At 71.9% G+C, this 26,586-nt stretch carries 22 protein-coding genes; 13 read left to right on the top strand and 9 right to left on the bottom strand.

From position 1 onward, the window contains the following. Positions 1–79: 79 nt before the first annotated feature. Positions 80–2,518 (bottom strand): hypothetical protein, encoded by a 2,439-nt coding sequence (locus BJK06_RS14565; protein WP_070418484.1) that lies wholly within the window; start codon positions 2,516–2,518, stop codon positions 80–82. Further along, positions 2,518–3,081: a hypothetical protein gene (locus tag BJK06_RS14560; RefSeq protein WP_070418483.1), complete on the bottom strand. Its 564-nt coding sequence runs from the start codon at positions 3,079–3,081 to the stop codon at positions 2,518–2,520. Before BJK06_RS14560 ends, BJK06_RS14565 begins: the two co-directional genes overlap by 1 nt. Positions 3,082–3,287: 206 nt before the next feature. Between BJK06_RS14560 and BJK06_RS14555 the strand changes: the two genes are divergently transcribed. The 5 genes from BJK06_RS14555 (at position 3,288) to BJK06_RS14535 (ending at position 8,544) form a co-directional block, all read left to right on the top strand. Then, positions 3,288–4,190, top strand: coding sequence for an ABC transporter permease (locus tag BJK06_RS14555; protein ID WP_070418482.1), 903 nt, complete (start codon positions 3,288–3,290; stop codon positions 4,188–4,190). Positions 4,191–4,194: 4 nt separating this feature from the next. Continuing rightward, positions 4,195–5,424 (top strand): ABC transporter ATP-binding protein, encoded by a 1,230-nt coding sequence (locus tag BJK06_RS14550; protein ID WP_070418481.1) that lies wholly within the window; start codon positions 4,195–4,197, stop codon positions 5,422–5,424. An 83-nt stretch (positions 5,425–5,507) separates the two neighbouring features. Then, on the top strand, positions 5,508–6,455 hold the full coding sequence (locus tag BJK06_RS14545) for a glycosyltransferase family 2 protein (protein ID WP_070418480.1): 948 nt from the start codon (positions 5,508–5,510) through the stop codon (positions 6,453–6,455). A gap of 74 nt (positions 6,456–6,529) precedes the next feature. Further along, positions 6,530–7,693 (top strand): glycosyltransferase family 1 protein, encoded by a 1,164-nt coding sequence (locus BJK06_RS14540; protein WP_070418479.1) that lies wholly within the window; start codon positions 6,530–6,532, stop codon positions 7,691–7,693. After that, positions 7,690–8,544 (top strand): glycosyltransferase family 2 protein, encoded by an 855-nt coding sequence (locus tag BJK06_RS14535; protein ID WP_070418478.1) that lies wholly within the window; start codon positions 7,690–7,692, stop codon positions 8,542–8,544. The genes BJK06_RS14540 and BJK06_RS14535 overlap by 4 nt, the downstream gene beginning before the upstream one ends. 488 nt (positions 8,545–9,032) lie before the next feature. On the opposite strand, the gene BJK06_RS14530 is transcribed toward BJK06_RS14535, so the two are convergent. The 3 genes from BJK06_RS14530 to BJK06_RS14520 are packed head-to-tail and all read right to left on the bottom strand — an operon-like array spanning position 9,033 to position 12,345. Further along, on the bottom strand, positions 9,033–10,844 hold the full coding sequence (locus BJK06_RS14530) for a glycosyltransferase (RefSeq protein WP_156794872.1): 1,812 nt from the start codon (positions 10,842–10,844) through the stop codon (positions 9,033–9,035). 9 nt (positions 10,845–10,853) lie between these two features. Further along, the gene (rfbA, locus tag BJK06_RS14525) at positions 10,854–11,717 is read right to left on the bottom strand and encodes a glucose-1-phosphate thymidylyltransferase RfbA (RefSeq protein WP_070418476.1); all 864 of its coding nucleotides are present in this window, start codon (positions 11,715–11,717) and stop codon (positions 10,854–10,856) included. A gap of 19 nt (positions 11,718–11,736) precedes the next feature. Next, entirely contained in the window at positions 11,737–12,345 is a 609-nt protein-coding gene (locus BJK06_RS14520; RefSeq protein ID WP_070418475.1) for a dTDP-4-dehydrorhamnose 3,5-epimerase family protein, read from the bottom strand. An 85-nt stretch (positions 12,346–12,430) separates the two neighbouring features. Here BJK06_RS14520 and BJK06_RS14515 point away from each other — a divergent pair, with 85 nt between their 5' ends. The 6 genes from BJK06_RS14515 to BJK06_RS14490 are packed head-to-tail and all read left to right on the top strand — an operon-like array spanning position 12,431 to position 19,918. Beyond that, the gene (locus BJK06_RS14515) at positions 12,431–13,372 is read left to right on the top strand and encodes a glycosyltransferase family 2 protein (RefSeq protein ID WP_070418474.1); all 942 of its coding nucleotides are present in this window, start codon (positions 12,431–12,433) and stop codon (positions 13,370–13,372) included. A gap of 19 nt (positions 13,373–13,391) precedes the next feature. Continuing rightward, positions 13,392–14,945, top strand: coding sequence for a DUF2142 domain-containing protein (locus BJK06_RS14510; RefSeq protein WP_181015097.1), 1,554 nt, complete (start codon positions 13,392–13,394; stop codon positions 14,943–14,945). After that, positions 14,942–15,928, top strand: coding sequence for a dTDP-glucose 4,6-dehydratase (gene rfbB / locus BJK06_RS14505; protein ID WP_070418472.1), 987 nt, complete (start codon positions 14,942–14,944; stop codon positions 15,926–15,928). The genes BJK06_RS14510 and rfbB overlap by 4 nt, the downstream gene beginning before the upstream one ends. 14 nt (positions 15,929–15,942) lie before the next feature. Next, complete coding sequence (rfbD, locus tag BJK06_RS14500; protein ID WP_070418471.1) at positions 15,943–16,794, top strand: dTDP-4-dehydrorhamnose reductase; 852 nt, start codon at positions 15,943–15,945, stop codon at positions 16,792–16,794. Continuing rightward, a complete protein-coding gene (locus tag BJK06_RS14495; RefSeq protein WP_070418470.1) occupies positions 16,791–17,729 on the top strand; it encodes an NAD-dependent epimerase/dehydratase family protein in 939 nt (312 codons plus the stop codon). The genes rfbD and BJK06_RS14495 overlap by 4 nt, the downstream gene beginning before the upstream one ends. A 59-nt stretch (positions 17,730–17,788) precedes the next feature. Further along, positions 17,789–19,918: an acyltransferase family protein gene (locus BJK06_RS14490; RefSeq protein WP_070418469.1), complete on the top strand. Its 2,130-nt coding sequence runs from the start codon at positions 17,789–17,791 to the stop codon at positions 19,916–19,918. Positions 19,919–20,042: 124 nt separating this feature from the next. Here BJK06_RS14490 and BJK06_RS14485 read toward each other — a convergent pair whose 3' ends face one another. After that, the gene (locus BJK06_RS14485; protein WP_070418468.1) at positions 20,043–21,221 is read right to left on the bottom strand and encodes a glycosyltransferase family 4 protein; all 1,179 of its coding nucleotides are present in this window, start codon (positions 21,219–21,221) and stop codon (positions 20,043–20,045) included. A gap of 29 nt (positions 21,222–21,250) precedes the next feature. On the opposite strand from BJK06_RS14485, the gene BJK06_RS14480 reads away from it, so the two are divergent. Both BJK06_RS14480 and BJK06_RS14475 read left to right on the top strand, forming a co-directional pair. After that, on the top strand, positions 21,251–22,306 hold the full coding sequence (locus BJK06_RS14480; protein WP_083295289.1) for a YbhN family protein: 1,056 nt from the start codon (positions 21,251–21,253) through the stop codon (positions 22,304–22,306). A gap of 57 nt (positions 22,307–22,363) precedes the next feature. Further along, positions 22,364–23,506 carry a glycosyltransferase family 1 protein gene (locus BJK06_RS14475; protein WP_070418466.1) on the top strand — a complete coding sequence of 381 codons (1,143 nt, stop codon included), beginning with the start codon at positions 22,364–22,366 and terminating at the stop codon, positions 23,504–23,506. Positions 23,507–23,537: 31 nt separating this feature from the next. Here BJK06_RS14475 and purE read toward each other — a convergent pair whose 3' ends face one another. Genes purE through BJK06_RS14460 form a run of 3 tightly spaced genes read right to left on the bottom strand, consistent with a single transcriptional unit; the run spans position 23,538 to position 26,565 of the window. Further along, on the bottom strand, positions 23,538–24,050 hold the full coding sequence (gene purE / locus BJK06_RS14470; RefSeq protein ID WP_070418465.1) for a 5-(carboxyamino)imidazole ribonucleotide mutase: 513 nt from the start codon (positions 24,048–24,050) through the stop codon (positions 23,538–23,540). A gap of 9 nt (positions 24,051–24,059) precedes the next feature. Further along, entirely contained in the window at positions 24,060–25,172 is a 1,113-nt protein-coding gene (locus BJK06_RS14465) for a glycosyltransferase (RefSeq protein ID WP_070418464.1), read from the bottom strand. A 28-nt stretch (positions 25,173–25,200) separates the two neighbouring features. Then, entirely contained in the window at positions 25,201–26,565 is a 1,365-nt protein-coding gene (locus BJK06_RS14460; RefSeq protein ID WP_070418463.1) for a glycoside hydrolase family 6 protein, read from the bottom strand. Positions 26,566–26,586 lie beyond the last annotated feature (21 nt).

The raw sequence follows: 26,586 nt of genomic DNA, 5'->3' as shown, positions 1-26,586 counted from the left end.
ACGGACGAGACGGGAGGCGCCCCACCGGCTGGTGGGGCGCCTCCCGTCTCGCATCGTGGTCCGTCGGACCGTCAGCGCACTACTTCACCGTGATCGTCCGGCACAGCGTGGTGTTCGCTCCCGCGCCGGTGTTCATCGCGTAGACGCAGACCTGCGTGCTGCCCGCCCTGTAGCCGGACACGGTCGTCGAGAACGAGTGGTTCGCGCCGTACCCGCCGTAGGTGGTGGCGAGCGACGCCTTCGCCTCGTTCGCGGTGAGCGACTTCGCGCCGGCGCCGTTCACGTACACGTGCACCTGGATCGGGGACGCGGTGTCCGGGTCGATCGTCCACCCGCGCACCTTGACCTGGCCGGCCGCGGGCGAGGACACCTCGTCGAGCAGCAGGACCGGGTTGCCGGAGGTCATCGCGACCGTGCTGCAGGCGCTGGCGTCCTTCCCGCCCCCGACGTTCGTCCCGACGACGCACACGGTGTGCTTGCCCGGGCCGATGCCGGTGAGCGTGGCCTGGAAGCCGTGCTTCGAGTAGTACCCGGGGTACGCCTTCGCCGCGGTGGCGCTGGCCTGGTCGGCCGTGCCGGTGGTGACCTTCTTGCCGTCGACCGTGTACGTCACACCGATCGGCTGCACCGTGTCGGGGTCGACCGCGTAGCCGCTGACCTGCAACGAGCCGAGCGTCGGCGACGAACCAGACTCGATCTTCACCTTCGGCGGGCCGGTCGGCGTCTGGAACGTCGTGCAGACGTTGCTGTTGCCGCCGGGTCCCACGTTGATCGCGATGATGCAGAGCTGGTGCTTCCCGGCCGGGACGCTGCTGCGGGTGAACAGGATCGCGTGGTCGTCACCGTAGCCGGGCAGTGCCTTGTCGAGGCCCGCCTTGGTCTGGTCGGCCGTGAACGAGGTCAGGGCCTTGCCGTCCAGGTACAGGTGGACGCGCAGCGGCGCGATCGTGTCCGGGTCGGCCGTCCAGCCGCGGATCTTCAGCTTGCCCGGAGCGGTCGACGATGCCTCGTCGATGACGATCCACGGCGAACCGCTCGCCTTCGTCACGGTCTTCGCCCCGAGCTGCGTCCACTTGCCCGTGGAGGTGTCTTTCGCCCACGTGCTGATCGTGTGCTTCCCGGCGCCGATGCCGCTGATCGTCGCCGAGTAGCCGTGCGCGTTGCCCCAGCCCGGGTAGATCTTCCCGACGTCGGTGCGCGAGGCGCTGGCGGTCCAGGCCTTCTTCGCCACGCCGTCCACGCGGAGCTGCACGGGGATCGAGGACTTCGTGTCCGGGTCGATCGCCCAGCCGCGGACGCTGAGCTTGTCCGCTGCGAGGGTGGCCTGGTCGAGCTTGCCGAACGGCGCCCCGGTCCGGACGGTCACCTGCTGGCAGCCGAGCAGTGCGTTGGCACCGGCGCCCTGGTTGATGCCGAACACGCAGACGTTGTGGCTGCCCCCGGAGATCCCGGTGAGGGTCGTCGAGAACCCGTGGCTGGTGTTGCCGGCGCCGAGCTGGCTGCCCAGGTCGGAACGCGCCCCATCGGCCGTGATGGTCTTCTTGCCGACGCCGTCCACGTAGAACGCCACCCGGATCGGGCTCGTCGCGACGTCGGGGTCGTACGCCCAGCCGCCCACCGTGACCTGGCGGAACCCGGCGGTCGCGGAGTCGACGTGCCCGGCGGGCGAGCTGCCACCGGTGGGCGAGCCGAACCAGTCGGTGTACATGCGCCAGAAGTTCCGGTTGCCGTACGCCGAGCAGCCGTCACCCGTGCCGTAGAGGTTCGACATCGCGGCGGCGTTCGGGGTGTACGGCGTGTAGATGTACAGCCCGGCGGTCGCCTGGTTCTTGATGTAGACCGTCTTCCGACCGCACGCGGCGTTCGGGTTGTAGAGGATCGAGTTGTTGCGGCCGGCCTGGTACGCCCACGACGTCGGCGAGGCCTGGTAGCGCTTGAACTGCAGCGCGGCGGCGTACACCTGCTGGCCGAAGCCGTAGTACTTCGGGTCGCACGGGGCGGTGTCCGGGCACGCGAAGCCGGTGGCGTGCAGGTACATGTAGCTCGTCGGGCTGTTCGTCGTGACGATGCCCTGCTCCTTCTGCAGGAGCACGAGCAGGACCTTCTGGCTGATGCCGCACGCGGCGCCGACCTGCGCGATGACCGTGGCCGCCGACTTCACGCCGCCGTTGATCGCGGAGCACCGACCGGACACGGCGGCGATGCCGCTCATGTTCTGCGAGAAGTTCTTGAGGCACGCCGGGCCGCCCGATGCCTGCTTGCAGTTCGGCGCGACGCTGTTGAGGAACGACTGCACGGACGACGAGCTCATCGCCGACCCGTTGTAGAAGTTCACGTCGCTGATGATGTTGCCCGGGTCGAACGACGCGGCGGTCGCGGCCGAGGCGGACTCCGTCGTCGTCTGCTCGGACAGCACCGTGCCGAAGGTCAGGCCGCTCACGGCGACCGCGAGGGCGGCCACCAGGGCGAGGGACGACCGCAGCGGGCGTCGTCGCCCGTCGGTTCGGATGGATCGCATCACGGCACCTCCGCCGTCATCGGGTCGGACGTGGTCGACTGCGCGCCGACCCGGTAGTCGAGGGTGATGGACCAGGTGCCGCTGGACACCTGGGCCGCCGGGAAGGACACCTGCGCGCAGTTCACGGAGGACGCGCTCGCCTCCGCCGTGCTGGTCAGGGTCCGGGTGACACCGCTCTTCGTCGCGGTGAACGTGCACGTGCCCGACGTGTTCGTCGTGCCGGAGACGAGTCCACCGGCCTGGAGCGTCCGGCTGCCCGTGTCCCACCCGGCGTACGTGACGACGGCGGTGGCCGGGAAGTCCGACGGGTCGTCGTCGGGCTCGGTCGTCTGGCCGGAGCCCGGGAACGCCGAGGGGCTGTCGTCCGCGTCGTCGGAGCTGCTCGGCGACGGGGTCGACGAGGGCGCGGACGTCGCGGTCGCCGACGCGGTCGGAGTCGGTGAGGCGGACCGCGTGGGCGACGCGGTGGGGTCGTCGTCACTCGTGGCGGAACAACCCGCCGCGAGGAGACTGAGAACACCGACCACCGCGAACGCAGCGATCGGCCGTGACGCGAAGTGCATGCTGACGGGCCGTCCTGTGGATGTTGACAAGGGTCCGGGTTGCGTCAACGGTAACCCCAAAGTGAAGGTTGAGGGTTCAATCCGCGCACATTCACCCCCGCACGGGGGCGGACGACAGGTGTCGCCCGGTCCGCAGCGCGCACCGGCGTCCTGGGTGATGCGGTGAGTATGCTGTTCCGGTCCTGCCCCCACGAACGAAGAGACACATGGTCGATCAAGCCCGCATGGCCGCGCTCGCGAAGGAGCCCCTGGTCGTGGTCGGCGCTCCGACGAGTGCCATCCGAGGAACCTGGCGAGAACTGCGCGACGTCTTCCGGCAGCGCGAGATGCTCGGCATGCTCGTGCGCCGCGACCTCAAGGCGCGGTACAAGGACTCGGCGCTCGGGTTCGTGTGGACGCTGGTGCGCCCGCTGACCCAGCTCCTCATCTACTACTTCGTGATGGGGCAGATCCTCGGCGCGGCCAAGGGCATCGACAACTTCGCGATCTACGTCTTCACCGGCCTCAGCGCCTACACGCTCTTCAGCGAGATCGTCGCGGGTTCCACCAGCTCGATCGTGGGGAACAGCGGGCTCATCAAGAAGGTCTACGTCCCGCGCGAGGTCTTCCCGCTCGCGAGCGTCGGTGCCGCGCTGGTGAACTACGTCATCCAGTTCGCCATCCTCATCGCCGCGACCCTCGTCATCGGGGTGTTCCCCTGGCACGAGGGACTCGTCTACCTGATCCCCTCGCTGCTCGTCATCCTCGTGTACGGCGCCGCGATCGGGCTCGTGCTCGCGGCCCTCAACGTCTACCTGCGCGACGTGCAGTTCCTCATCGACGTGGGCCTCATGGTCCTGCTCTGGGCGTCCCCCATCGTCTACTCGTACTCGATGGTCGTCCAGCGGCTGAAGGTCGACTGGATCCTCGCGGTGTACACGAACAATCCCCTCACGCTGTCCGTCCTCGGCATGCAGAACGCCATCTGGCTGCACGACCCGGCGAAGGTCGTCTACCCCGACCACCTCATGCTCCGACTCGGCATCGCGTTCGTCATCGGCCTGTTCTGCCTCATCGGCGCGCAGCGCGTGTTCTCGCGCCTGCAGGGCAACTTCGCGCAGGAGCTCTAGACCCATGGCCATCAGCACCCCCGTCGCACCCACCGCCCAGCAGCGCGGCGACGAGCGCCCCGACGTCATCGTCATCGACCACGTCCGGAAGCGCTTCACCGTCCGCAAGGACAACACCATCCGCGAGCGGATCGTCACGCTCGGCCGCGCCGGTCGCAAGCACCGCCAGGACTTCTGGGCGCTCGACGACGTCACCGTGTCGATCCAGGCCGGGACCACCGTCGGCCTCATCGGCCAGAACGGCTCCGGCAAGTCGACGCTGCTCAAGGCCATCGGCGGCATCATCCAGCCGACGTCCGGCACCGTCTCGCGCCGGGGGCGGCTGGCCGCGCTGCTCGAGCTCGGCGCCGGCTTCCACCCGGACCTGTCCGGCCGCGAGAACGTCTACCTCAACGCGGCGCTGCTCGGTCTGAGCCGCAAGGAGACCGAGGCGCGGTTCGACGACATCCTCGCGTTCTCCGGCATCGGCGACTTCATCGACACCCAGGTGAAGTTCTACAGCTCCGGCATGTACGTGCGACTCGCGTTCGCCGTGGCCGTGCACACCGACCCCGACGTGCTGCTCGTCGACGAGGTCCTCGCCGTCGGCGACGAGGCGTTCCAGCGCAAGTGCCTCGACCGCATCCGCTCGTTCCAGGAGCAGGGCAAGACGATCATCATCGTCACGCACTCGCTCAGCCAGGTGCAGGAGATGTGCGACCGGGTCGTGCTGCTCAACAAGGGCAAGGTCCTGCACGACGGGGACGCCGTCCAGGCGGTCAGCAAGTTCCGCGACGTGCTCGAGGAGCGCCGGTCCGGCGAGCTCAGCGCCGACGTCGCCGTGGGCCGCGGCACCGTCCTCGGGGCGACCGTGCACGCCGACGGCAAGGAGCACCGCGCCGACGTCCTGCCCGGTGACGACCTCGTCGTGGACATGGAGTTCGAGCACCTCGACGGCGTCGCCGACTGGGAAGCCGCCGTCCAGATCAACAACACCGCCGGTCAGGTCGTCTACGGCACCACCACCGGCATCATGGGCGTCACGCTCCAGCCGCTGCACGGGCGCCGGAAACTCCGCCTCCGGATCACGGACACGAACTTCGGCACCGGCAAGTACTTCATCAACGTGTCGATGATGGACTCCGCCGGGCGGCACCTGCACGACCTGCCGGAGTGCGACTCGTTCGAGGTCCCGTCGTTCGGCGACGCCGTCGGCAGCGTCTACGCGAAGCCCTCCATCGAGGAGCTCGGCTGACGCCCACCGACGGCGCCTCCCGCACCGCGGTCGTCGTCGTCAACTGGAACCGTGCGGACCTCACAACCCGGGCCGCCCGGGCCGTGCTCGACGACGGCGCGGCCGACGAGGTCATCGTGGTCGACAACGGGTCGTCGGACGACTCCGTCGCCGTGCTCCGCCGCGAGCTGCCCGAGGCGACGGTGCTGGTCCGCGACACCAACGGCGGGTTCGCCGCGGGCGCGAACACGGGCATCCGGCACGCGGACGCCGACGTCGTCGTCCTCCTCAACAACGACGCCGAGCCGGCTCCGGGCTTCGTCGCGGCCCTCCGCGACCACCTCGACGCCGCCCCTGCGGCCGTGGCGGCCGTGACGGGCCGCATCGTGCTCGCCGGGCGCTGGTCGCGCCTCCAGGCCGGTGCCCCGGCCCCCGCCGGACGGGCGTTGCGCGACCACACCGGCCACCTGTGGGTGCCCGACGCCGACGGCGAGGTCCGCCTCAACTCGACCGGCGTGCGGGTCGACCGCGACGGCAACGGCATGGACCGCGACTGGTTCGGCGCGGCCGACCAGGCGGCGGACCGCGACGTGTTCGGGTTCTCGGGCGGCGCCTCCGCGCTCCGGAAGGCCGCGCTCGACGACGTCGGACTCCTCGACGAGTCGCTGTTCATGTACTACGAGGACACCGAGCTCGCCTGGCGGCTCCGCCGCCGCGGGTGGCGCGTCGAGTACGCGGCCGACGCGGTCGTCGAGCACGACCACTCGGCGTCGTCCGGCGTGCAGAGCGACCTGTTCGTCTTCCGCAACGCCCGCAACCGGCTGGTCGTCGCCCTGTGGCACGCACCGTGGCCGACGGTCGTGCGGGCTGCGGTCCGGACGACCGCGCGCGGCCTGGTCGGACTGCGGTCCGGTCGCACCCGACGGGAGGCGCGGCTCGTCCTGGCAGCGCTGGCCGACGTGACGGGGCACCTCCCCGCGCACCTCGCGCGGCGGCTCCGCGAGACGCGGGTCGCGTCCGTCCCGCGGAGCGCCGTGGACCCGGACGCATGAGCGGAGCGGGCTATCCTGGGGACTCCCCCGTCGACGGTCCCGGCCGCGGCGTCCCCGGCCGGAAGGAACCTCGCGTGCCGCAGCTCACCGTCCTCATCGACGGGACCGCGGTACCGCGCAACCTCGGCGGTGTCGGACGCTACGTCGAGGGGGTCGCGTCGCACCTCACCGACCCGTCGCTCGACGTGCACCTCGTCGTCCGGCCCGTGCACGCCGCGCACTTCCGCGACGTCGCACCGCACGTGACGCTGCACACGGCACCGGCCTGGACCGACTCCGTGCCGCTGCGCTTCCTCTGGGAGCAGACCGGGCTGCCGGCACTCGGCAGGCGGATCGGCGCGGCGGTGCTGCACTCCCCGCACTACACGTTCCCGTTCTCGTGGCGCCGTGGCTCCGTGGTGACGCTGCACGACGCCACGTTCTTCTCGAACCCCGAGTGGCACTCCCGCCTGAAGCGCACGTTCTTCACCTGGTGGAGCCGCCGATCGCTCCGGACCCGTCCGGTCGTCATCGTGCCGAGCGCCGCCACTGCGACCGAGGCCGCACGCGTGGTGTCCGGCATCCGTGCGGACGTCCGGGTCGCCCCGCTCGGGGTCGACCGGACCGTGTTCCACGAGCCGTCCACCGCCGAGGTCGAGGACGCCCGCATCGCCGCGACGCTCCCCGACGACGCGTCCTGGATCGCGTTCCTCGGCACGATCGAGCCGCGCAAGAACGTCACCGCACTGCTCGACGCCTACGCCGCGGTCCGCGACGCTCGTGCGGTCACGGGGTCGGACACACCCTGGCTGGTGCTCTCCGGTGCACGCGGCTGGGACGAGGCCGCGATCGCACGGCTCGACGCGCTGCAGGACGCCGACCACGTCATCGAGGCCGGGTACCTCCCGCTCGAGGACCTGTCCGGCTTCCTCGGCGGCGCGGAGTTCGTCGTGTACCCGTCCCTCGGCGAGGGCTTCGGCCTGCCGGTGGTCGAGGCGATGGCGACCGGCGCGTGCGTGCTCACCACCAGGCGCCTGTCGCTGCCGGAGGTCGGGGGCGACGCCGCCGTGTACACCGAGCCGTCAGCCTCTGCGCTGGGGGCGGCGATGGCCTCACTGCTCGACGATTCCGCACGCGTCGCGTCACACCGCGCCGCCGCACTCCGCCGGGCCTCCTCGTTCACGTGGGAGGCCACGGCCGCCGTGCACGTCGACGCGTACGCCGCCGTCGCTCGTGGCGGCTCCGGGGGTGTCCGATGACCCGGGTCGCGGTGCTCACCGTCACGTACAACACCGGTGAGACGATCCGGCCGTTCCTCGCGAGCATCGAGGCGGCGTCCAGTGACCCCGTGGCCGTGGTGATCGCGGACAACGGCTCGGCCGACCTCGACGCACTGCGGGCGATCGGCGAGTCGTACGGCGCCGTCGTGGTGTCCTCCGGGGGCAACCGCGGCTACGGCGGCGGGATCGACGCGGCCCTCAGCGCGCTCGACGACGTGCTCCCCGACGTCCGGCCGGAGTTCCTGCTCGTCACGAACCCCGACGTGGTCCTCGCGCCCGGTTCCATCGACGAGCTCGTCGCGGCTGCGGACCGTCTGCCGTCCGGCGGGTCGTTCGGTCCGCGGATCCTCGACGAGCAGGGCGACACCTACCCCTCGGCGCGCCAGCTCCCGTCGCTCCGGACCGGCCTCGGCCACGCGGCGTTCTCGCGCTTCTGGCCGGCGAACCCCTGGAGCCAGCGGTACTGGTCCACCACCCAGGTCGTCGAGCGCGAGGCCGGCTGGCTGTCCGGCGCGTGCTTCCTCATCCGGACGTCGTTGTTCCGCGAGCTCGGGGGCTTCGACGAGTCGTACTTCATGTACTTCGAGGACGTGGACCTCGGGCAGCGCGTGGGGCTCGCAGGGCGGGCGAACGTGTACGTGCCGACCGCCGTGGTGACGCACACCGGGGCGCACTCGACCTCGTCGAACCGGCGCCGCATGGAGATCGAGCACCACCGGAGCGCCTACCGCTTCCTGTCGCGGAAGTACCGGGCGTGGTGGCTGTGGCCGCTGCGGGCGGTGCTGCGCGTGGGGCTCGCCGTCCGGGCGCGCTGGGTGACGCGCAAGTAGCGCGCGGCAGCGCGCGGCGCGGTGCGGCCCGGCGCGCGGCGCTGCGCACAACCAAAACCACTTCGCGCCGCGCCTTCCCGCGGTTCGGCGCGGCTTTCGTTGTGCGGCGGCGCAGCCGCGCCCGCGTCGAACCACGATTCCGACGTCGAACCAGGCGCGCGGCCTGGTTCGACGTCGCGAACGTGGTTCGACGCCGCGGCAGCGCCGCGCGGGGCGCCGCGCCGCGCCGCGCCGCCTGGCGTCGCACAACCGAAACCACCTCGCGCCGGGCCTTCCCCCGGTTCGGCGCGGCTTTGGTTGTGCGACGGCGCAGCCGCGCCCGCGTCGAACCACGAATCCGACGTCGAACCGGGCGCGCGGCCTGGTTCGACGTCGAGAACGTGGTTCGCCGCCGCGGCGGCGGCGGCAGCGCCGCGCCCGCGCGCGCGGCGCAGCAGGCGCGCGGAGCGCGGCGCCGCAGGCGCGCGGAGCGCCGCGCGCCTGCGCGCTCAGCGCCGCAGGCGCGCGCGCTCGGCGCGCGCGGCGTCGAGCAGCACGCGGGCACGGGCATCGAAGGAGTGCTCGGCGGCGATGCGCGCGGCCACCTCGGCACGCGAGGCCTCGTCGGGCCACGGGTACGCCGGGTCGAGCAACGCCGCGAGGTCCTCCCGCGACCCCGCCACCGCCAGCGTCGGCACGTCGAGCACCTCGCCGAGCCCGACGACGGGGTCGGTCACCACGACTCCCCCGGCGGCCAGGACGTCGAACACCCGGTTCGACACGAACCCCCCGGCGGCCATGTCCGGCCAGTGGTCGTTCAGCACGACACGGGCGGACGCGTAGGCACGGGCCACCTCGGCCCGGGACAACGACGGCGTCCCGAGGGACGACTCCGGCACGACGTCCTCCCACCCGGGCCCGTGCACGCGCAGGTCGGCACCGAGTGCGACCGCGTCCGCGACGACCGGGCGAGCGGCGCCGCGGGTGGAGCCGACGAAGACGACGCGGCCGGCGTCGGGACCCGACGACACGCCCGGGCGGAACACCGCCGGATCGGTCGCCTGCAGCAGCGTCCGGACCGGCACGCCCGACCGCGCACTCGCCGCGGCGGCCCATGCCGGACCCGCCGCGAACGCCTGGTCGAACGACCGCAGTTCGGTGTCCGCGACGTCGTCCGGGTGGCTGATCACCCAGAGCAGGTTCACGGACGCCGGGTTCGGCGGCACCCGGTCGAGCCCGCGCACGACGAGCGTGACGTCGTCCGCGCCGTCGTCGTCCCGCACGTGGGCGTCGCGGCGGTCGACGCGGACCCGCTGTCCGAGCCGCTCGAGCGCGGCGGCGAGCTCGGCGGCGAAGTGGACGTCGCCCCAGCCGTCGCCTTCCGGTCCGGCGGGCGCGGCGATCTTCAGCGACCACATCAGGACGTCGCCGTCGGCACGGGCACGACGCGCCGGTGCGACCGGGCGCGCTCCCCACGGTGGGAGCGGCGCTCCGGCGACGACTCCGGATCCGAGCGAGGGCACCGGCATCCGGGCCCTGTCCCGCCAGGCCGCGACGACGTCCACCACGTCGGCGTCCACCGTGCGGCCCGGCTCGACGACGCGGGTGACGGAGCCGACGTCGCGGGTACGCACGGCCATCGACACGGCGTCGGCCGCCGCAGCGGTCCAGGCCGTGAGCGTGGTGCGTTCGTCCAGGAGGCACTGCGCCGGCACCAACGCACGCTGCGGCATCGACACCACCGGCTGGTCCGCGCCGAACACCAGGTCGTCGGGGTCCGCTCGGTCGTCCGACCACGGGAGGGCACCCGGCCGGACGAGTCGGGCACCGTTGCGTCGTGCTCCCTCGGCCGTCGTGACCAGCGCCTGCGTCGGCCGTCCGACGTCGTGCGCGAGCGCCGCGAGTGCGGTGGCGTCGATCACGACCGACGTGTCGACGAGCACGAGGACCCTGCCGACACCGGCCGCCACCCCGGCGTTGATGGCCGAACCGATACCGTCCACGGGAGCCGTCCGGACCCACGGCAGCGCGCGGTCGAACGCGTCCACGGGCGAGGCGTCGGCGACGTAGGACACCGCCCGGACGTCCGCCTCGGTGCCGAAGGCCGTCCGGGCGACGTCGACGAGCCGTCGGACCTCGGCGTGCCGGTCCGAGCGGGTCGTGACGAGCACCGTCACCGGCACGTCGAGCATCGGTGGCGCGCTGCCCCACCCGGCCACCCGCTCGACGTCGGATCCCGGTGCCGGGGTGGGTCGCGCCTCCTGGCCGACGCCGGAACCGGCCGTGTCTGCACGGCGACGGTTCCGGCGGAAGAGGGCCACGGGGTGTGACTAGGCGGAGAGGAGCCGCTGGAGGTAGACGCCGTAGCCGCCCTTGACGAGCGGGGCGGCGAGGTCGGCGAGCTGTGCGTCGTCGATCCAGCCGTTGCGCCAGGCGATCTCCTCGATGCAGCCGATCTTGAAGCCCTGACGGTCCTCGATCACCTTGACGTACTCGGACGCCTGCATCATCGACTCGAACGTGCCGGTGTCGAGCCAGGCCGTGCCGCGGTCGAGGACCTGCACGCCGAGCTCGCCGGCGTCGAGGTAGCGCTCGTTCACGGTCGAGATCTCGAGCTCCCCGCGGGCGCTCGGCTCGATCGTCTTCGCGATCTCGATGACCTTGTTGTCGTAGAAGTACAGGCCGGGGACGGCGTAGTTCGACTTCGGCTCGGTCGGCTTCTCCTCGATGGAGACCGCGGTGAAGCTGTCGTCGAACTCGACGACGCCGTACGCCTTCGGGTCGGCCACGTGGTACGCGAAGATGGTCGCGCCCTCGACCTCGGTGTTCTTGCGGAGGTTCGTGCCGAGGCCCGTGCCGTGGAAGATGTTGTCGCCGAGGACCAGCGCGACGCTGTCGTTGCCGATGAAGTCCTCGCCGATGACGAAGGCCTGCGCGAGGCCGTCCGGGCTCGGCTGCACGGCGTACTGGATGTCCATGCCGAGGGCCGAGCCGTCGCCGAGGAGCGCGCGGAACTGGTCGTTGTACTCCGGCGTCGTGATGACCAGCACCTCGCGGATGCCGGCCATCATCAGCGTCGACAGCGGGTAGTAGACCATCGGCTTGTCGTAGATCGGCATGAGCTGCTTGCTGATGCCCTTGGTGATCGGCCAGAGACGGGTGCCGGAACCCCCGGCGAGGATGATGCCCTTCACGGGTGCGTCCTTTGCTTCGTTACTTCGTCGTACGGAGGGACTCGGTGTAGGCCAAGCACTCCTCGTAGGTGGGGAGCAGCCCTGCGGCGGCAGCCTGCTCGAGGGTCGGTGCGCTGGTGTCCTTCTCGGAGAGGACCGGCTCGCCGAGCCCGTCCGGCAGCGTGAGTCCCACGGTCGGGTCGAGGATCGTGATCCCCTTCTCGCGCTCGGGGTTGTAGTGCGCGCTGACCAGGTAGTTCACCGTCGACTGGTCCTCGAGCGCGACGATCGCGTGCCCGAGCCCCTCGGACAGGTACACAGCCTTGCGGTCGACGTCGTCGATGCGGACAGAGTCCCACTGCCCGAACGTCGGGGAGCCCACGCGGATGTCGACGATGTAGTCGATGAACGCCCCGCGGACGGCGGTGACGTACTTCGCCTGGCTCGGCGCGACGAGGGCGTAGTGGATGCCCCGTGCGACGCCGGCCGCCGAGATCGACATGTTCACCTGCCGCAGGTCGAGCGGGTGGCCGACCGTCTCCTCGAGGACGTCGGCCCGGTACGCCTCGAGGAATGCTCCTCGTGCGTCGCCGTGCTGGACGGGCGTGAACTCCCACGCGCCGGGGATCTTCAGTTCGCGGATCTGCACCGGGGAAGCCTAGCAAGGCGCGAGTTCGCATAGGCTGTCATGGTTCTGCGCACTGCCGACTCCCGAAACGAGACCAAGCGAGCCCGTGAAGCTATTCGTCCAGATCCCCTGCCTCAACGAGGAGAACACCCTCGCCAGCGTCATCGACTCGATCCCGAAGCAGATCGACGGCATCGACGAGATCGAGATCCTGGTCATCAACGACGGCAGCACCGACCGCACGGTCGAGGTCGCCAAGGAGCACGGTGTCCGGCACTTCGTGCACCACACCACGAACATGGGCCTCGCCCGGTCGTTCCGGGACGGCGTCGACTACGCGCTGCTCCACGGCGCCGACATCGTCGTGAACACCGACGGTGACAACCAGTACCCGCAGGCGCACATCGCCGAGCTGGTCCAGCCGATCCTCCGCAAGGAAGCCGAGATCGTGATCGGCGACCGCCAGACCCGGACGATCGAGCACTTCTCCGGGTTCAAGAAGCTCATGCAGCGCTTCGGCTCGTGGGTCGCCTCGCGCGCGGCGGGTCTCGACCTGCCGGACGCCGCGAGCGGGTTCCGCGCGTACTCGAAGTACTCGCTCATCCGCCTCAACATCGTGACGCGCTTCAGCTACTGCATGGAGACGATCGTGCAGGCCGGGTACAAGCGCCTGGCGATCGCGTCGATCCCGATCACGACGAACCCGAAGACGCGCGAGTCCCGCCTGTTCAAGAACATCTGGCAGCACATGTTCCAGTCCGGGTCGGCGATCGCCCGCGTGTACCTGATGTACCGCCCGATGGCGCTCTTCCTCTGGGTCGCGGCGATCCTCGGCGCGCTCGGAGCGTGGCCGCTCGTCCGGTACCTGGTGCTCCTCGCGATGCACACCGGCGGCAACCACCTGCAGTCGATCATCCTCGGGGTGGTCCTGCTCATCACCGCGGTGCTCAGCATCGTGATCGGCGTCGTCGCCGACCTCACGCGGCTCAACCGCACGCTGGCCGAGGAACAGCTCGACCTGCAGAAACTCCAGCGCTATGGCGACTGAGGTCACCGTTGCACTGCCGGTGACCCGGGGGGAACGACGCGCCGTCATCGCACTGACGGCTGCGTTCGCGCTGCTGCTCACGCTGTGGGCCTTCCTGACGCCGATGTTCGCGGCCCCGGACGAGGCAGCGCACTTCGACGCCGCCGAACAGCTCGCGCTCGGCAAGGGGTGGCCGGCGCCGGGCGACATGGACCTGCTCAAGACGACGTACGTCGAGCAGGGGCAGTCCACGAACGTCGCCGCGGCGGACCGCGAGACCGTCGCACAGCTCACGGCGGAGAACCCGGGCAACCACGACTTCGTCAACCAGATGTCGCAGCACCCGCCGACGTACTACGGCGTCGGTGCGGTCGTGCTCAAGGCGATCGGGTTCTTCCACCTGCGCTGGGACATCGGCGTCATGGCCCTGCGCCTGATGGACGTCGTGATGCTGCTCCCGCTGCCGTTCCTGACGTGGGCGACCGTCCGGCGGGTCACCCGCTCCCCGCGCACCGCGATCGTGGGCGTCCTCGCCCTGTTCGCCGTGCCGCAGCTGGCGCAGATCGGCTCGTCCGTCACGAACGACGCGCCCGTCATCGTGCTCGGTGCCGTGATCTCGTGGCTGGCCGCCCGAGCCCTCACCGGCGACCATCGGTGGCGCATCGCCGTGTGGCTCGGGGTGGCCGTCGCCGCGGTCTGCTCGGTGAAGGGCACCGGGCTGCCGACGGTGCCGTTCGTCGCGATCGCCCTGCTCGTCGCCGGCCACGGGACCCTGTCGTGGGGCGCCCGCATCGGCCGGACCGCCGTCGCCGGCGCGATCGTCGCCGCGGCCGGCTCGTGGTGGTGGATCCGCAACCTGGTCCTCTTCGGCACGCTCCAGCCCGACGGCGTGAGCGCCGTCCGCCAGGACAAGCCGTGGGGCCGCGAGACGAGCGCCAACTTCGGCGAGTTCATGAACGTCGAGTGGGACCGCCTCACCTCGTCGTTCTGGGGGCAGTTCGGTGCGCTCCGCTACCCGATGACGCAGATCCTCACGGACTCCCTGACCGTCATCGCCCTCGCCGTGATCGTCGGGTGGGCGTTCCGTCGCACGGCGCAGCGCAGCACGGCGATCGTGCTGCTCGTCCTGCCGGCGCTGACGCTCGTGATCCAGCTGCAGAACAACTTCTCCTCGTACGACGACACGCAGCTCATCGCCGGCGCACAGGGCCGCTACCTGTTCATCGGGCTCGTCCCGCTCATCGCCGTCAGCGCGATCGCGTGGCGGAACCTCGTGACGAGCGCACCGGAGCGCGGCCGCGTCGGTTCCTTCGCGCTCTGGGGCTTCCCCGTGATCGGGCTCTACGGCCTGACGGTCGCCTACCGCGGCTTCTACGAGAACACCCACCTGCAGGTCACGGTCGCCGGTCTCGGTCGACTCGTGAACCTGACGCCCGCCGGCCGGTACGGCTTCGTCGTGGTGCTGCTCCTCGCCGCCGTCGCGGTGGTCTGGGCGCTCGTCGAGGCCCGCCGGAACCTGCTGCTCCGGGACGCCCCGCTACACTCGTCCATCGATCCAACGTCACCGACTCCGAAAAGGAACCTGACCTCGTGAAGATCCTCGTCACCGGCGGAGCCGGCTTCATCGGCTCGAACTTCGTCCGTCGCACCCTGCAGGACGCGTACCCCGGACTCGAGGGCGCCGAGGTCGTCGTCTACGACGCCCTGACCTACTCGGGCAACCTCGAGAACCTCGCCCCCGTCGCGGACTCGCCGCGCTACACCTTCGTGCAGGGCGACATCCGCGACGCGGCGAAGCTCGACGAGGTCATCCCCGGCATCGACGCCATCGTGCACTTCGCCGCCGAGTCCCACGTCGACCGCTCGGTCCGCGACTCCGGCATCTTCGTCGAGACGAACGTCGTCGGCACCCAGCGTCTGCTCGACGCCGCGCTCCGGCACGGCACCGAGCGCTTCGTGCACGTCTCCACCGACGAGGTCTACGGCTCCATCAGCGAGGGCTCGTGGGACGAGGAGCGTCCGCTCGAGCCGAACTCGCCGTACTCGGCGTCGAAGGCCGGCAGCGACCTGCTCGCCCGCAGCTACCACCGCACGCACGGGCTGAACCTCTCGATCACGCGCTGCTCGAACAACTACGGGCCGTACCACTTCCCCGAGAAGGTCATCCCGCTGTTCGTCACGAACCTCATCGACGACAAGCACGTCCCGCTCTACGGCGAGGGCAACAACATCCGCGACTGGCTGCACGTCGACGACCACACCCGTGGCATCGCGCTGGTGCTCACCAAGGGCCGCGCGGGCGAGATCTACAACATCGGCGGCGGCACCGAGCTCACCAACAAGGAGCTCACCCAGCTGCTGCTCGACGCGACCGGCAAGGACTGGTCGTACGTCGACCGCGTCGCCGACCGCCTCGGCCACGACCTCCGCTACTCGGTCGACATCTCGAAGATCCAGGCGGAGCTCGGCTACGAGCCGCAGGTGCCGTTCGAGCAGGGTCTCGCCGACGTCGTCCAGTGGTACCGCGACAACCGCGCATGGTGGGAGCCCCTCAAGGAGCGCGCGGCGCTCGCCTGAGCCCGGACGCCACGATGACCCGCACCCTGATCACCGGCGCCGCCGGCATGCTCGGTCGCGACCTGCAGCTCGCGCTGCAGGGTCGTGACGTCACCGCGCTCGGTCGCGCCGACCTCGACATCACGGACCCCGACGCGGTCGACGCCGCCGTCGCCGGCCACGACGTCGTGATCAACTCGGCCGCGTACACCAAGGTCGACGACGCCGAGACGCACGAGTCCGACGCCGCAGCGGTCAACGCGACGGGCCCGAGGCTCCTCGCCGAGGCGGCCGTCCGGCACGGCGCGAAGCTGGTGACGATCTCGACGGACTACGTCTTCGACGGCAACGGCACCGCGCCCTACGCCGAGGACGCCCCGACGGACCCGCTGAACGCCTACGGCCGGACCAAGGCCGAGGGCGAGGCCCACGTCCGCCGGATCGCTCCGGACTCGTCGTACATCGTGCGGACCGCGTGGATCTACGGCGCGCACGGGCCGAACTTCGCGGCGACGATGCTCCGGCTCGCGCAGACGCACGACACGGTGTCCGTCGTGACCGACCAGGTCGGGCAGCCGACGTGGACCGGTGACCTCGCGGCGCGCATCGTCGAGCTCGTCGACGCGGACGCCCCGGCTGGTACCTACCACGGCACGAACTCGGGCCAGGGGTCCTGGTACGACTTCACCAAGGCGATCTTCGCCGAGAACGGGCTCGACCCGGACCGCGTCCTCCCGACCGACAGCGCCGCCTTCGTGCGTCCCGCACCGCGTCCGGCGTACAGCGTGCTCGGGCACGGCGGCTGGTCCCGCGCGGGCCTGGCGCCGATGCGCGACTGGCGCGAGGCGCTGCACGCGGCGACGGCCGCCGGGGTCTTCGCAGCGTGACGGCCTCGTCGACCCCGGCGACGCTCGTCGTCGGCTCCGGAGGCTTCCTCGGGCGCGCAGTCCGTCGTGCGGCGGCCGAGGCGGCACCCGGGACCGACGTCCGCGCGGCCTCGGTCCCATGGGACGACCAGGACGCCGCGGTCGAGGCGCTCGTGACGGCGATCCGGGGCGTCCGCACGCCGGACTCCCCCTGGCGCGTCGTCTGGTGCGCCGGGACGGGGGTCGTCGCGACCGGTGCGGAGGTGTTCGAGGCCGAGCAGCAGCTCATCGGGCGGGTGCTCGAGACCCTCGCGGGCGACGAGGCCGCTCCGGGCACGCTCTTCTTCGCGTCCTCGGCAGGTGCCGTCTACGCGGGTTCCTCGCCGGCCCCCTTCGACGAGGACTCCGAGCCGGCTCCGCTCGCGCCGTACGGCCGGTCGAAGCTCGCGTCGGAAGCGCGGTTCCGCACCTGGGCCGGGTCGACCGGTGCGCGGCTGCTCGTCGGACGGTTCTCGAACCTGTACGGGCCGGGTGCGAACCTCGGCAAGGCGCAGGGGCTCGTGTCGCAGCTGGCGCTCGCGCACCTCGAGGGTCGTCCGTCGTCGATCTACGTCCCGACGGAGACGACGCGGGACTACCTCTACATCGACGACGCGGCGGCGATGGTGCTGGACGCGCTGGACACGACCGAACGGTCGACCACCGCCGGCACCGCCGTCACCAAGATCTTCGCCTCCGGCCGCAGCGCCACCATCACCGAGGTCGTCGCCGCGGTCGAGGACGCCTTCGGGGAACCCCTCGACGTCCGCCACGGTGCCGACCCCTCGGCGACCTACCAGGGCCTCGACCTCCGGTTCGCCTCCCGGGTGCTGCCGACCGTGGACGCCCGTGACTTCACCGACTTCGCCCAGGGCGTCCGCAACACCGTCGAGGCCCTGCGTGCCGCCCGGATCTGAACGTCCCCGAAGCCGCGTCCGTTTCCGAGGATCGCACGACAACTCGTAGGATTCCGTCAGTGAGCACTGCAACCGAGGACCCCCGCGGACCCGCACACCGCGCCCGGGACACCACCCGCTGGGACATCCAGGGGCTCCGGGCGTTCGCAGTCCTCGCCGTCGTCGTCTACCACCTCTGGCCGAACCGGCTGCACGGCGGGTTCGTCGGCGTCGACGTCTTCTTCGTCATCTCGGGCTACCTCATCACCGGCCACCTGCTGCGCGAGCAGCTCTCCACCCGCCGGATCCGACTCGGGCAGTTCTGGTCCCGGCGGGCGAAGCGGCTGCTGCCCGGCGCGTTCCTGACGATCCTCGCGACGGGCGCCGCTGTGCTCCTCGTCGTCCCGAGCGCCCTCTGGTCGCAGTACGGCCGCGAGCTGATCGCCTCGACGGTCTACGCGCAGAACTGGGAGCTGGCGGCCAGTTCGGTCGACTACCTCGACGCCGACAACCAGGCCTCGCCGTTCCAGCACTTCTGGTCGCTCTCGGTCGAGGAGCAGTTCTACATCGCGCTGCCCCTCCTGCTGCTCCTGCTCACGCTCGTCGTGCGGAAGCGGGTCTCCCCCGTCACCACGGCTCGGATCCTGCTCGGCACGGTCGTCGTGGTCTCGCTCGTCTGGTGCATCGTGCAGACGAACACGAACCCCGGCGTCGCCTACTTCTCGACGGCCACCCGCGCGTGGGAGTTCGCGCTCGGCGGGCTCGCCGCGACCGTCGCGCTCCCCGCACCGCGCACGGTCGTGGCCCGGTCCGTCCGCTCGGGTGCCGCGATCGCCGGGGCGCTCGCGCTCCTCGCCTCGCTCGTCGTGATCACCCCGACGACGCCGTTCCCCGGCATCGCCGCCGCGCTCCCGGTCGTCGGCGCGACCCTGATGGTGACGTTCGGTGCCGGCACGCTGTTCGAGCTCCTCGGCGCGGTCCGCCCGATCGCGTTCGTCGGGCGCATCTCGTACTCGCTGTACCTGTGGCACTGGCCCCTCGTCGTCATCGTGCCGATCTGGCTCGACCACCCGCTCGGCTGGAAGAGCAAGCTCGCGGTCCTGGTGGTCTCGCTCGTCCTCGCGGCGGTCACGACGGTGTGGTTCGAGGAGCCGCTCCGGTTCTCCGGCTGGGTGCGCACCCTGCGCCCGCGTCGCGTCGCCGTCCTCGGCGTGGTCTGCACCGTGGTCGTCGCGGCACTCGGCGTCTCGACGCTGACCGCCGTGCACGTCCAGGAGGTCCAGGCCGCGACCTTCACGAAGCGCCTGCAGGACGGCGAGGTCTCGTGCTTCGGGGCTGCGGCGCAGATCAGCGCGGCGAAGCCGTGCGTGGACCCGAAACTCGCCGACGTCCGTGTCCCGGCGCCGTCCGCCGCCAAGGAGGACGACCCGAACCCGTCACCCGACGAGCCGGACCCGAACATCAAGAAGTGCTGGAGCGGCCGCTTCGAGACCTGCGTGCTCGGCAAGACCACCGGCTACTCGAAGCACCTGCTCGTCATCGGCGACTCGCACAGCAACACCCTGCTCGGCGTCTACCGCGACCTGGCCGCGAAGAACGACTGGCGGATCGACCTCGCCGGCATCGGCGGGTGCTACCTGACCACCGCGCACCAGCAGTCCCTGAGCCCGGCCTCGGGTCGCGGCTGCGACCGCTGGAAGCAGCAGGCGATCGCGTTCGTCGAGCAGCACCGGGACGCCGACGCCCTGATCGTCGCGCACTCGACGACCCAGATGCCGGTGGACGCCCCCGAGGGCCAGCAGCGCGACGACGCCACCCGTGCCGGTCTCCTCGACGCCTGGCAGCAGGCTGCGGGCGACGACCTCCCCGTGATCGCGGTCCGCGACAACCCGGTCCCCCGACGCGACGTCGTGGCGTGCGTGAGCCGGATGACCGGCCCGACCGACTCGTCCTGCGACAACCCGCGGTCCGTGGCCCTCGCCCAGACCGATTCGTCGGCCGAGGCGATGGCGGCGTTCACCGCCGCCGGAGGCACGGGCAGCGTGCTCGACCTGACGAAGTACTACTGCACGGACACCACCTGCCCGGCCGTGATCGGCGGTGTGCTCGTCTACCGCGACACGAGCCACATCACGGGTACCTGGGCGAAGTCGCTGGAGCCGTACATCGACCAGCAGCTCAAGCAGAAGCTCGCGTCGTTCTCGCGGTGACCTGATGCGGTCCAGGAGGCGCGGTGCGGGCCCGCACCGTCCCTCCAGACACGGCCGTCACCCCGCTGGCGCGGTGCGCCGGTACCGGCTGGTGGGGCCCCCTCCTGACCCGCAGGGACGTGCGTCAGCGGCGCGCGGCCGCCAGCAGTTCGCGGTACCGGTCGCCGACGGCGTCCACGGTGTGCGCGGCCGCGGTCTCGGCCGCGGCACGGCCGAGCCGCTCGGCGAGCTCGGGATCGGCGAGCAGGCGGTCCACGGCAGCCGCGAGCGCCGCGGCGTCGCCGGGCTCGACGAGCAGGCCGTTCACGCCGTCCTCGATGACGTCGACGATGCCGGGCACGGCCGACGCGACGATCGCGCACCCTGCGGACATCGCCTCGAGCAGGGCGACGGGCAGGCCGTCGCGGTCGCCGTTCGCGGCGGGGACGGACGGGTAGAGTGCGATGCGGGCCTTGGCGTACTCGGACGCGAGGTCCTCCTTGCCGCGGGCACCGAGGAACGTGACGGCGGACCCGGCCCGGGCCTCGAGCTGCGCGCGGAGCGGACCGTCGCCGACGACGGCGACCTCGGCCGGCTGCTCGGCCATCCGGTCGAGGGCATCGAGCAGGACGATCGCGCCCTTCTTCTCGACGAGGCGGCCGACGAAGAGCACCCGGCCGGGGACGCGGGTCTCGCGCGCCACCGCGCGGGTGATCGGCTCGAGGTCGACGCCCATCGGCACGACGTGCACCTGGTCGTCGCGGGCGCCGAGCTTGCCGAGTTCACGCGCCATGTCCGTGCTCATGCAGGTGACCGACGCGGCGCTGCGGATCACGGAGCGCTTGACCCGCTGGAGGACCGGGTTGCGCAGGGCGTACAGGTCGCCGCCCAGCGTGGTCACCACGCGGGGCAGGTCACCGAGCACGAGCTGGCCGACGGCACCCTGCGGGATGATCCAGTGCAGCAGGGCGACGTCGGGCTGTGAGCGCCGGCGTTCCCGGCGGAGCGCGGCGGCCATCGAGCCGAAGAAGAACGGGACCTGGAGCCAGCGGGACTTCTTCGCCTTGAGGTTGTCGACGATCGCACCGTCCGCGAGGTCGCGCCACCGGGCCGGGAAGTACCCATACCGACGGACCTCGACGTCACCGATCCGCTGGTGCGCGCGGGCGCCCTTCGTCATCGGGGCGACGACGACGACGCGGTACTCGTCCGAGAGGGCGGTCGCGAGGTCGAGGACGAAGCCGGGCGTGCCGTCGCCGGCCTCGGCCGGGAAGGTCGACGCGGCGACGAGGAGGGTCGGACGGGGATCCGGATCGGGTCGCATCCAGCGCGCTCCCTTAGAGTTGTCGGTCGATGGACGCACAACAGCCTACGGGGTCGGCCGCAGGGTCACCGGACCCGCTCGACACCTCCTCCGACGTCGCCACGGGCGCGGTGCCGACGACCGGTCGGCGCGCTCGCGTGCTGACCGTCGTGAAGTGGGCTGCAGCGGTCGTGGCCGTCGTGTTCCTGGTCTGGAGCATCGCGAAGCAGTGGGACGACATCGCCCGTGACTTCGTGCGGCTCGACGCCCTCACGGTGGTCGTCGGCATCGTCTTCACCATCGTCGCCCTCGTCGCGAACATGCTGTCCTGGCGCGCGATGATGGCCGCCAGCGGGTACCGGGTGCGCCTGGCCGCGGCGTCCTCGATCTTCTTCGTCGGGCAGCTCGGCAAGTACATCCCCGGCGGCGTGTGGTCGATCGCCGCCCAGGCCGAGCTCGGGCGTGCGCACGGGCTGCAGCGCACCGGCAGCGCGGTCGCGGCACTGGCCTCGATGCTCGTCAGCATGGTCACGGCCGCGGTCGTCGGGATCGTCGCCGTCCTGCTCGCCTCGTCGACCGGGTTCGCGACCTTCTGGTGGCTCATCCCGGTGATCGTCGTCGGCCTGGTGTGCCTCACCCCGCCCGTGCTCGGTCGGCTCATCGCGATCGCCTTCCGGGTGCTCCGCCGCCCGCCGCAGGACACCACCCTGACCTGGTCCGGCACGGTCATGTCGCTCGTCTGGTCGCTCGTCATGTGGATCGCGTACGGCGTGCAGGCCACGGTCGTGCTCCGGGTCTTCGGCGCCGACTCCCCGACCTTGTTCCCGGTGGCCGTGGGTGCGTACGCCGTCGCCTGGCTCGTCGGCTTCATCGTGGTCATCGCCCCCGCCGGCATCGGCCCCCGCGAGGGCATCCTCGTGCTCCTGCTCGGCAGCGTCGCCGGGGGTTCCGCCCCGCTCGCGCTCGCCGTCATCAGCCGGGTGTTCATGACGATCGGCGACGTCGTGCTCGCCGGTGTCGGGGCCGCCCTCGCCGCCCGGCACCGCCGCGTGACCGCCGCCGCCACGCCCCGATCCGGCGCCCCGGTCCCTCCCCGCGCGGACTGATATGGTCGGCTTCCGGCCGCGCAGTGCGCACCACAGCACCACGAGGAGGCGCACCGCATGACAACACTCCACGTCGTCGTGGACCAGATCGTCGCCCCCGTCCCCGGCGGCATCGGTCGGTACGCCGAAGAACTGACACGGCACCTCATCGCGGGTGCCCCGGAGGGTGCCGACGTCGCCGGCATCGTCTCGGCGGTCGGCAAGGACGAGCTCGCGCACATCCGCACGCTGCTCCCCGGTCTCGGCGACCTCGACCGCCTGGCGCTCCCCCGCCGTGAGCTCTCCCTCGCGTGGCAGGGCGGCTTCGTCGGCGGCGTCGGACGCGGCATGGTGCACGCGCCGAGCGTGCTCGCGCCCCTCGTCAAGCACGACCGGTTCAGCGATCCGGGCCGGCAGACGGTCGTCACCGTGCACGACACCGTGCCGTGGACCCACCCCGAGACCCTCACGCCCCGCGGCGTCCACTTCCACCGGGCGATGGTGAAGCGCGCGTGGAAGCACGCCGACGCCGTCGTCGTGCCGACCCACGCGGTCGCGGCGACGCTGAACGGCATCCATCGCTTCGACGAACGGCTCCGGGTCATCGGCGGCGCGCCGAGCGGGCGACTGCGGACCCCCGTCGACGCCGACCTCCGTGCCGAGCGGCTCGGCCTGCCGGAGCGCTACGTGCTCGCGGTCGGCACGCTCGAGCCCCGGAAGGGCCTGCAGTACCTGATCGAGGCGATGGCACACCCGGACGCCCCCGCCGACGTCCCGCTCGTGATCGCCGGCCCGGACGGCTGGGGCGACGTCGACGTGTACGGCACCGCGGAGCGCGCAGGGCTGTCCCGCGACCGCGTGAAGGTGCTCGGACGGATCGACGACCAGGACCTCGCCGTGGCGTACGACCGGGCGACGGTGTTCGTGTTCCCGAGCCTCGCCGAGGGGTTCGGGCTCCCCGTGATCGAGGCGATGAGCTTCGGCACGCCGGTGGTGCACTCGGACGACGACGCCGTGCGCGAGGTCGCGTCGGACGCCGGTGTGACGGTCGCCCGCGATCCCCGCGACTCCTACCCCGAACGACTGGCGCAGGCGGTCTACCAGGTCGTCAACGACCCGCTGCTCGCCGGGCAGCTGGCCGTCGCGGGTCCGGACCGGGCGCGCATGTACGACTGGAAGGACTCGGCTGCCGAGACCTGGCAGCTGCACGCCGACCTCTAGCGGTCGGTCCCTGCTGCCGGGGTGCCGCCGGCTACAGCGAGTCGCGCAGGCGCCGCGCCTTCTCCTCGACGAGCTGCTCGAGCCCCTCGGCGTACTCGCCGAGGCGCGCCGCGATCGCGGGGTCGGCCGAGCCGATGATGCGCGCGGCGAGGAGCCCGGCGTTCGCCGCTCCGTTGATCGCCATCGTCGCCACCGGGATGCCGGCGGGCATCTGCACGATGGACAGCAGCGAGTCGAGTCCGTCGAGGCGCGCGAGCTGCACGGGCACGCCGATCACCGGGAGCGTCGTCATCGAGGCCACCATGCCCGGCAGGTGCGCCGCCCCACCGGCGCCGGCGATGACCACGCGGATGCCCCGGGCAGCGGCGCCGCGGGCGAACCGCGTCATCTTGTCGGGCGTGCGGTGGGCGGACACGACGTCGGCCTCGAACGGGATGCCGAGTTCGGTCAGCATGTCCGCCGCGGCGCGCATCGTCGGCCAGTCGGAGTCCGACCCCATGATGATCGAGACGAGCGGCTGGACGGGGGCTGCGGTGTCGGTCACGCGACGAGCCTAGTCGAGCAGGGCGGACCGCCAGGCGTCCCCGTCGTCGCCGATCGTCCGTTCGTCGCGGACCCAGCGGGCGGCTACGGCGTCGGCGGACCCGGAGTCGACGGCGCTCCGGACCGCGTCGCGCCAGGCACCGACGTCGTCCGGCACCGCCACGACGCCGTGCCCGCGCGCGTCCCGGTAGGACGGCCGGTCGGAGACGACCGCGGGGAGCCCGAGCGCGGTGTACTCGAGCGCCTTGAGGTCGCTCTTCGCCCGGTTGAACTCCTCGTCACGCAGCGGAGCGACGCCCGCGCGCCAGCGCTGCCGGTGGTCGACGAGCCAGCGGGCGAACGCCGGGTAGTGGCCGTCCGGCACCTCGACGCGGCGGTACCAGCCGGGATCGTCGGCGTCCTCGGTCACACCGATCACCTCGAGGCGGATCGGCGTGCCATCGGGTGCGGTCAGTTCGGTGAAGACGTCCCGGAGCAACTCGAGGTCGGCGCCGTGGGTGAGCGTCCCCATGTAGAGCACCCGGTGCTCGTCGGCGGGGCGATCGTCGTCGGCGGCCGGCTCGCCCGGGGTCCAGATCGTCGGGTCCAGGGCGTTCCGGACCACCACGACCCGGTGCGCGAGCGGCCGCACGAGCGCTGCGAGCTCCTCGGTGCTGACGACAACGAGGTCGGCGCCGCGCACGAGGGCGTCGATCGAGGCCAGCCGGTCCGGGTCGTACTCGGCCCGGGCCAGACGGTCGCGGCCGGAGTCCGTGAAGAAGTCGTCGTCGACCTCGGCGGCGGTCCGGGTCCCCCGCTCGGCGGCTGCGGCCAGGAAGGGTGCCACGAGGTCCCGCGGCAGGGCGTCCCGCTGCACGAGGACGGCCCGGTAGTCGGTCGTGTCGGTCCCGTCGACGAACGCGGCGGGGTCGACCTGCCGGACCTCGGCCGCACCGGTGCGCGCGAGGTGCTCGGTGCGGCGGACGACCCGCACGTGCGCCGAGGCGGGGTGCGCCCCACCGCCTCCGGCCACGACGTAGCCGAGGACCGGCAGTCGCACGGGCTCCGTGACCGGGGCCGACCGTGCCCCGGTCAGGGAGCGACGGAGTCGACGGGCGGCACGGCGGACGAGATCACGCGGCATGCGCCCATCCTCCCGCGATCCGGTGGCTTCAGCGGACCGTGACGGTCGTGCACCCCATCGAGGTGTCCCCGCCCCGGCCGATCCCGACCGCCGTCAGGCACACGCTCCGCTTCCCGCTCGACACCGCCACGGTCGCCCGGAACCCGTGGTTCCGCCCGACCCGGTGCACCCGGTCGACGTCCGGCCGCGAGGCGTCCGCCGTGGCGGTCCCCACCACCTTCCCGCCGACCGTGACGCGCACGGTGACCGGCTTCGTGAGGTCGTCGCGGTCGAACGTCCACCCCGACACCGTCACGCGCCGCTTCGCGGCCGACGCGACCGAGTCCCGGTGCACGGTCGGCGCGACGGACGGAGCGGTCCGAGCCGGAGCAGCCGTGGCGACCGGCGTCCCGAGCCGCGCGTTCGCCACGAGGGACTTCGCGAACGCGGACCACCACTTCCCCGCCGCCGGCCCGCCGTTGCACGTGCCGTCGCTCGCACCGGGGGTCTTCACCCAGAGCAGCGCGTCGAGGGCCGAACCGTCCGACACCACCCGCGGTGAGGTGCCGAGCCCGGAGCCGGGACCGTTGCACCAGGTGCCGCGCCAGCCCTGGCCGTTCCGGGAGGTGTCGATCACGTAGTGGGACCCGCCCGTGGCCGCGGAGACCCTCTCGGCGTACGCCTGCTCCTGCGCGGTCGGGTAGTAGTTCGCGACGTTCGTGAAGAAGCCCCGCGCGCGCTGGACCCCGGCGCTGTTCAGCCGGGACGCCATCACCGCCGGCGGGACCCAGTTCGAGTTCCCCGCGTCGAGGTAGGCCGGCACGCCGGCCGCCGTGAAGGCAGCGACCTCGCGGGCGAGGATGCGGTACCGCTGGGCGTCGAGGGTCTCGCTGCACGCGCTGTTGCTGAGCATCGCGAGGGAGTCCGGCTCGACGATCACGGCCGCTCGGTGCCCGGCGACGCGGGCGACGATCTGGTCGACCCACGCGTCGTACGTCGCCTCGTCGAAGCCGCCGGCGGAGTACCCGCCGCAGTCGCGCTGCGGGATGGCGTACGTCACGAAGACCGCGGTCGTCCCGGTGCGCTCGGCACCCGCGATCGCGGCGTCGATCGTCCGCGTCAGCGTCGCCCCCTGCGTCCAGTCCCCGAGCCAGATCGCGACCGGGTACTGCGCGATCGTCTTCGCCGCGGCCGCGCCGCTCGGGTCGCTCGTCGCGAGGGCGGTCGCGTGCTTCGCCGCCTCGCTCGTGTCGGAACGGTAGGGACCGGAGGCGTAGAGGGACGACGCAGCGGCCGCACGGATCGTGGCGGCGCTCGTCGCCGCGACGGCGGTGGTCGGCGTGAGCGCTCCCGCGGCGAGCGCCACGAAGGCGCTCACCGCTCCCGTGGTGGCGAACACACTGGCGCGGCGCATGACGTACTCCCTGTGGACGGT

The organism is Curtobacterium sp. BH-2-1-1 (assembly GCF_001806325.1).
Classification (GTDB): domain Bacteria; phylum Actinomycetota; class Actinomycetes; order Actinomycetales; family Microbacteriaceae; genus Curtobacterium.
The sequence above is the reverse complement of the archived record's forward strand: the minus strand, read 5'-3'. Positions and strand labels throughout refer to the sequence as shown.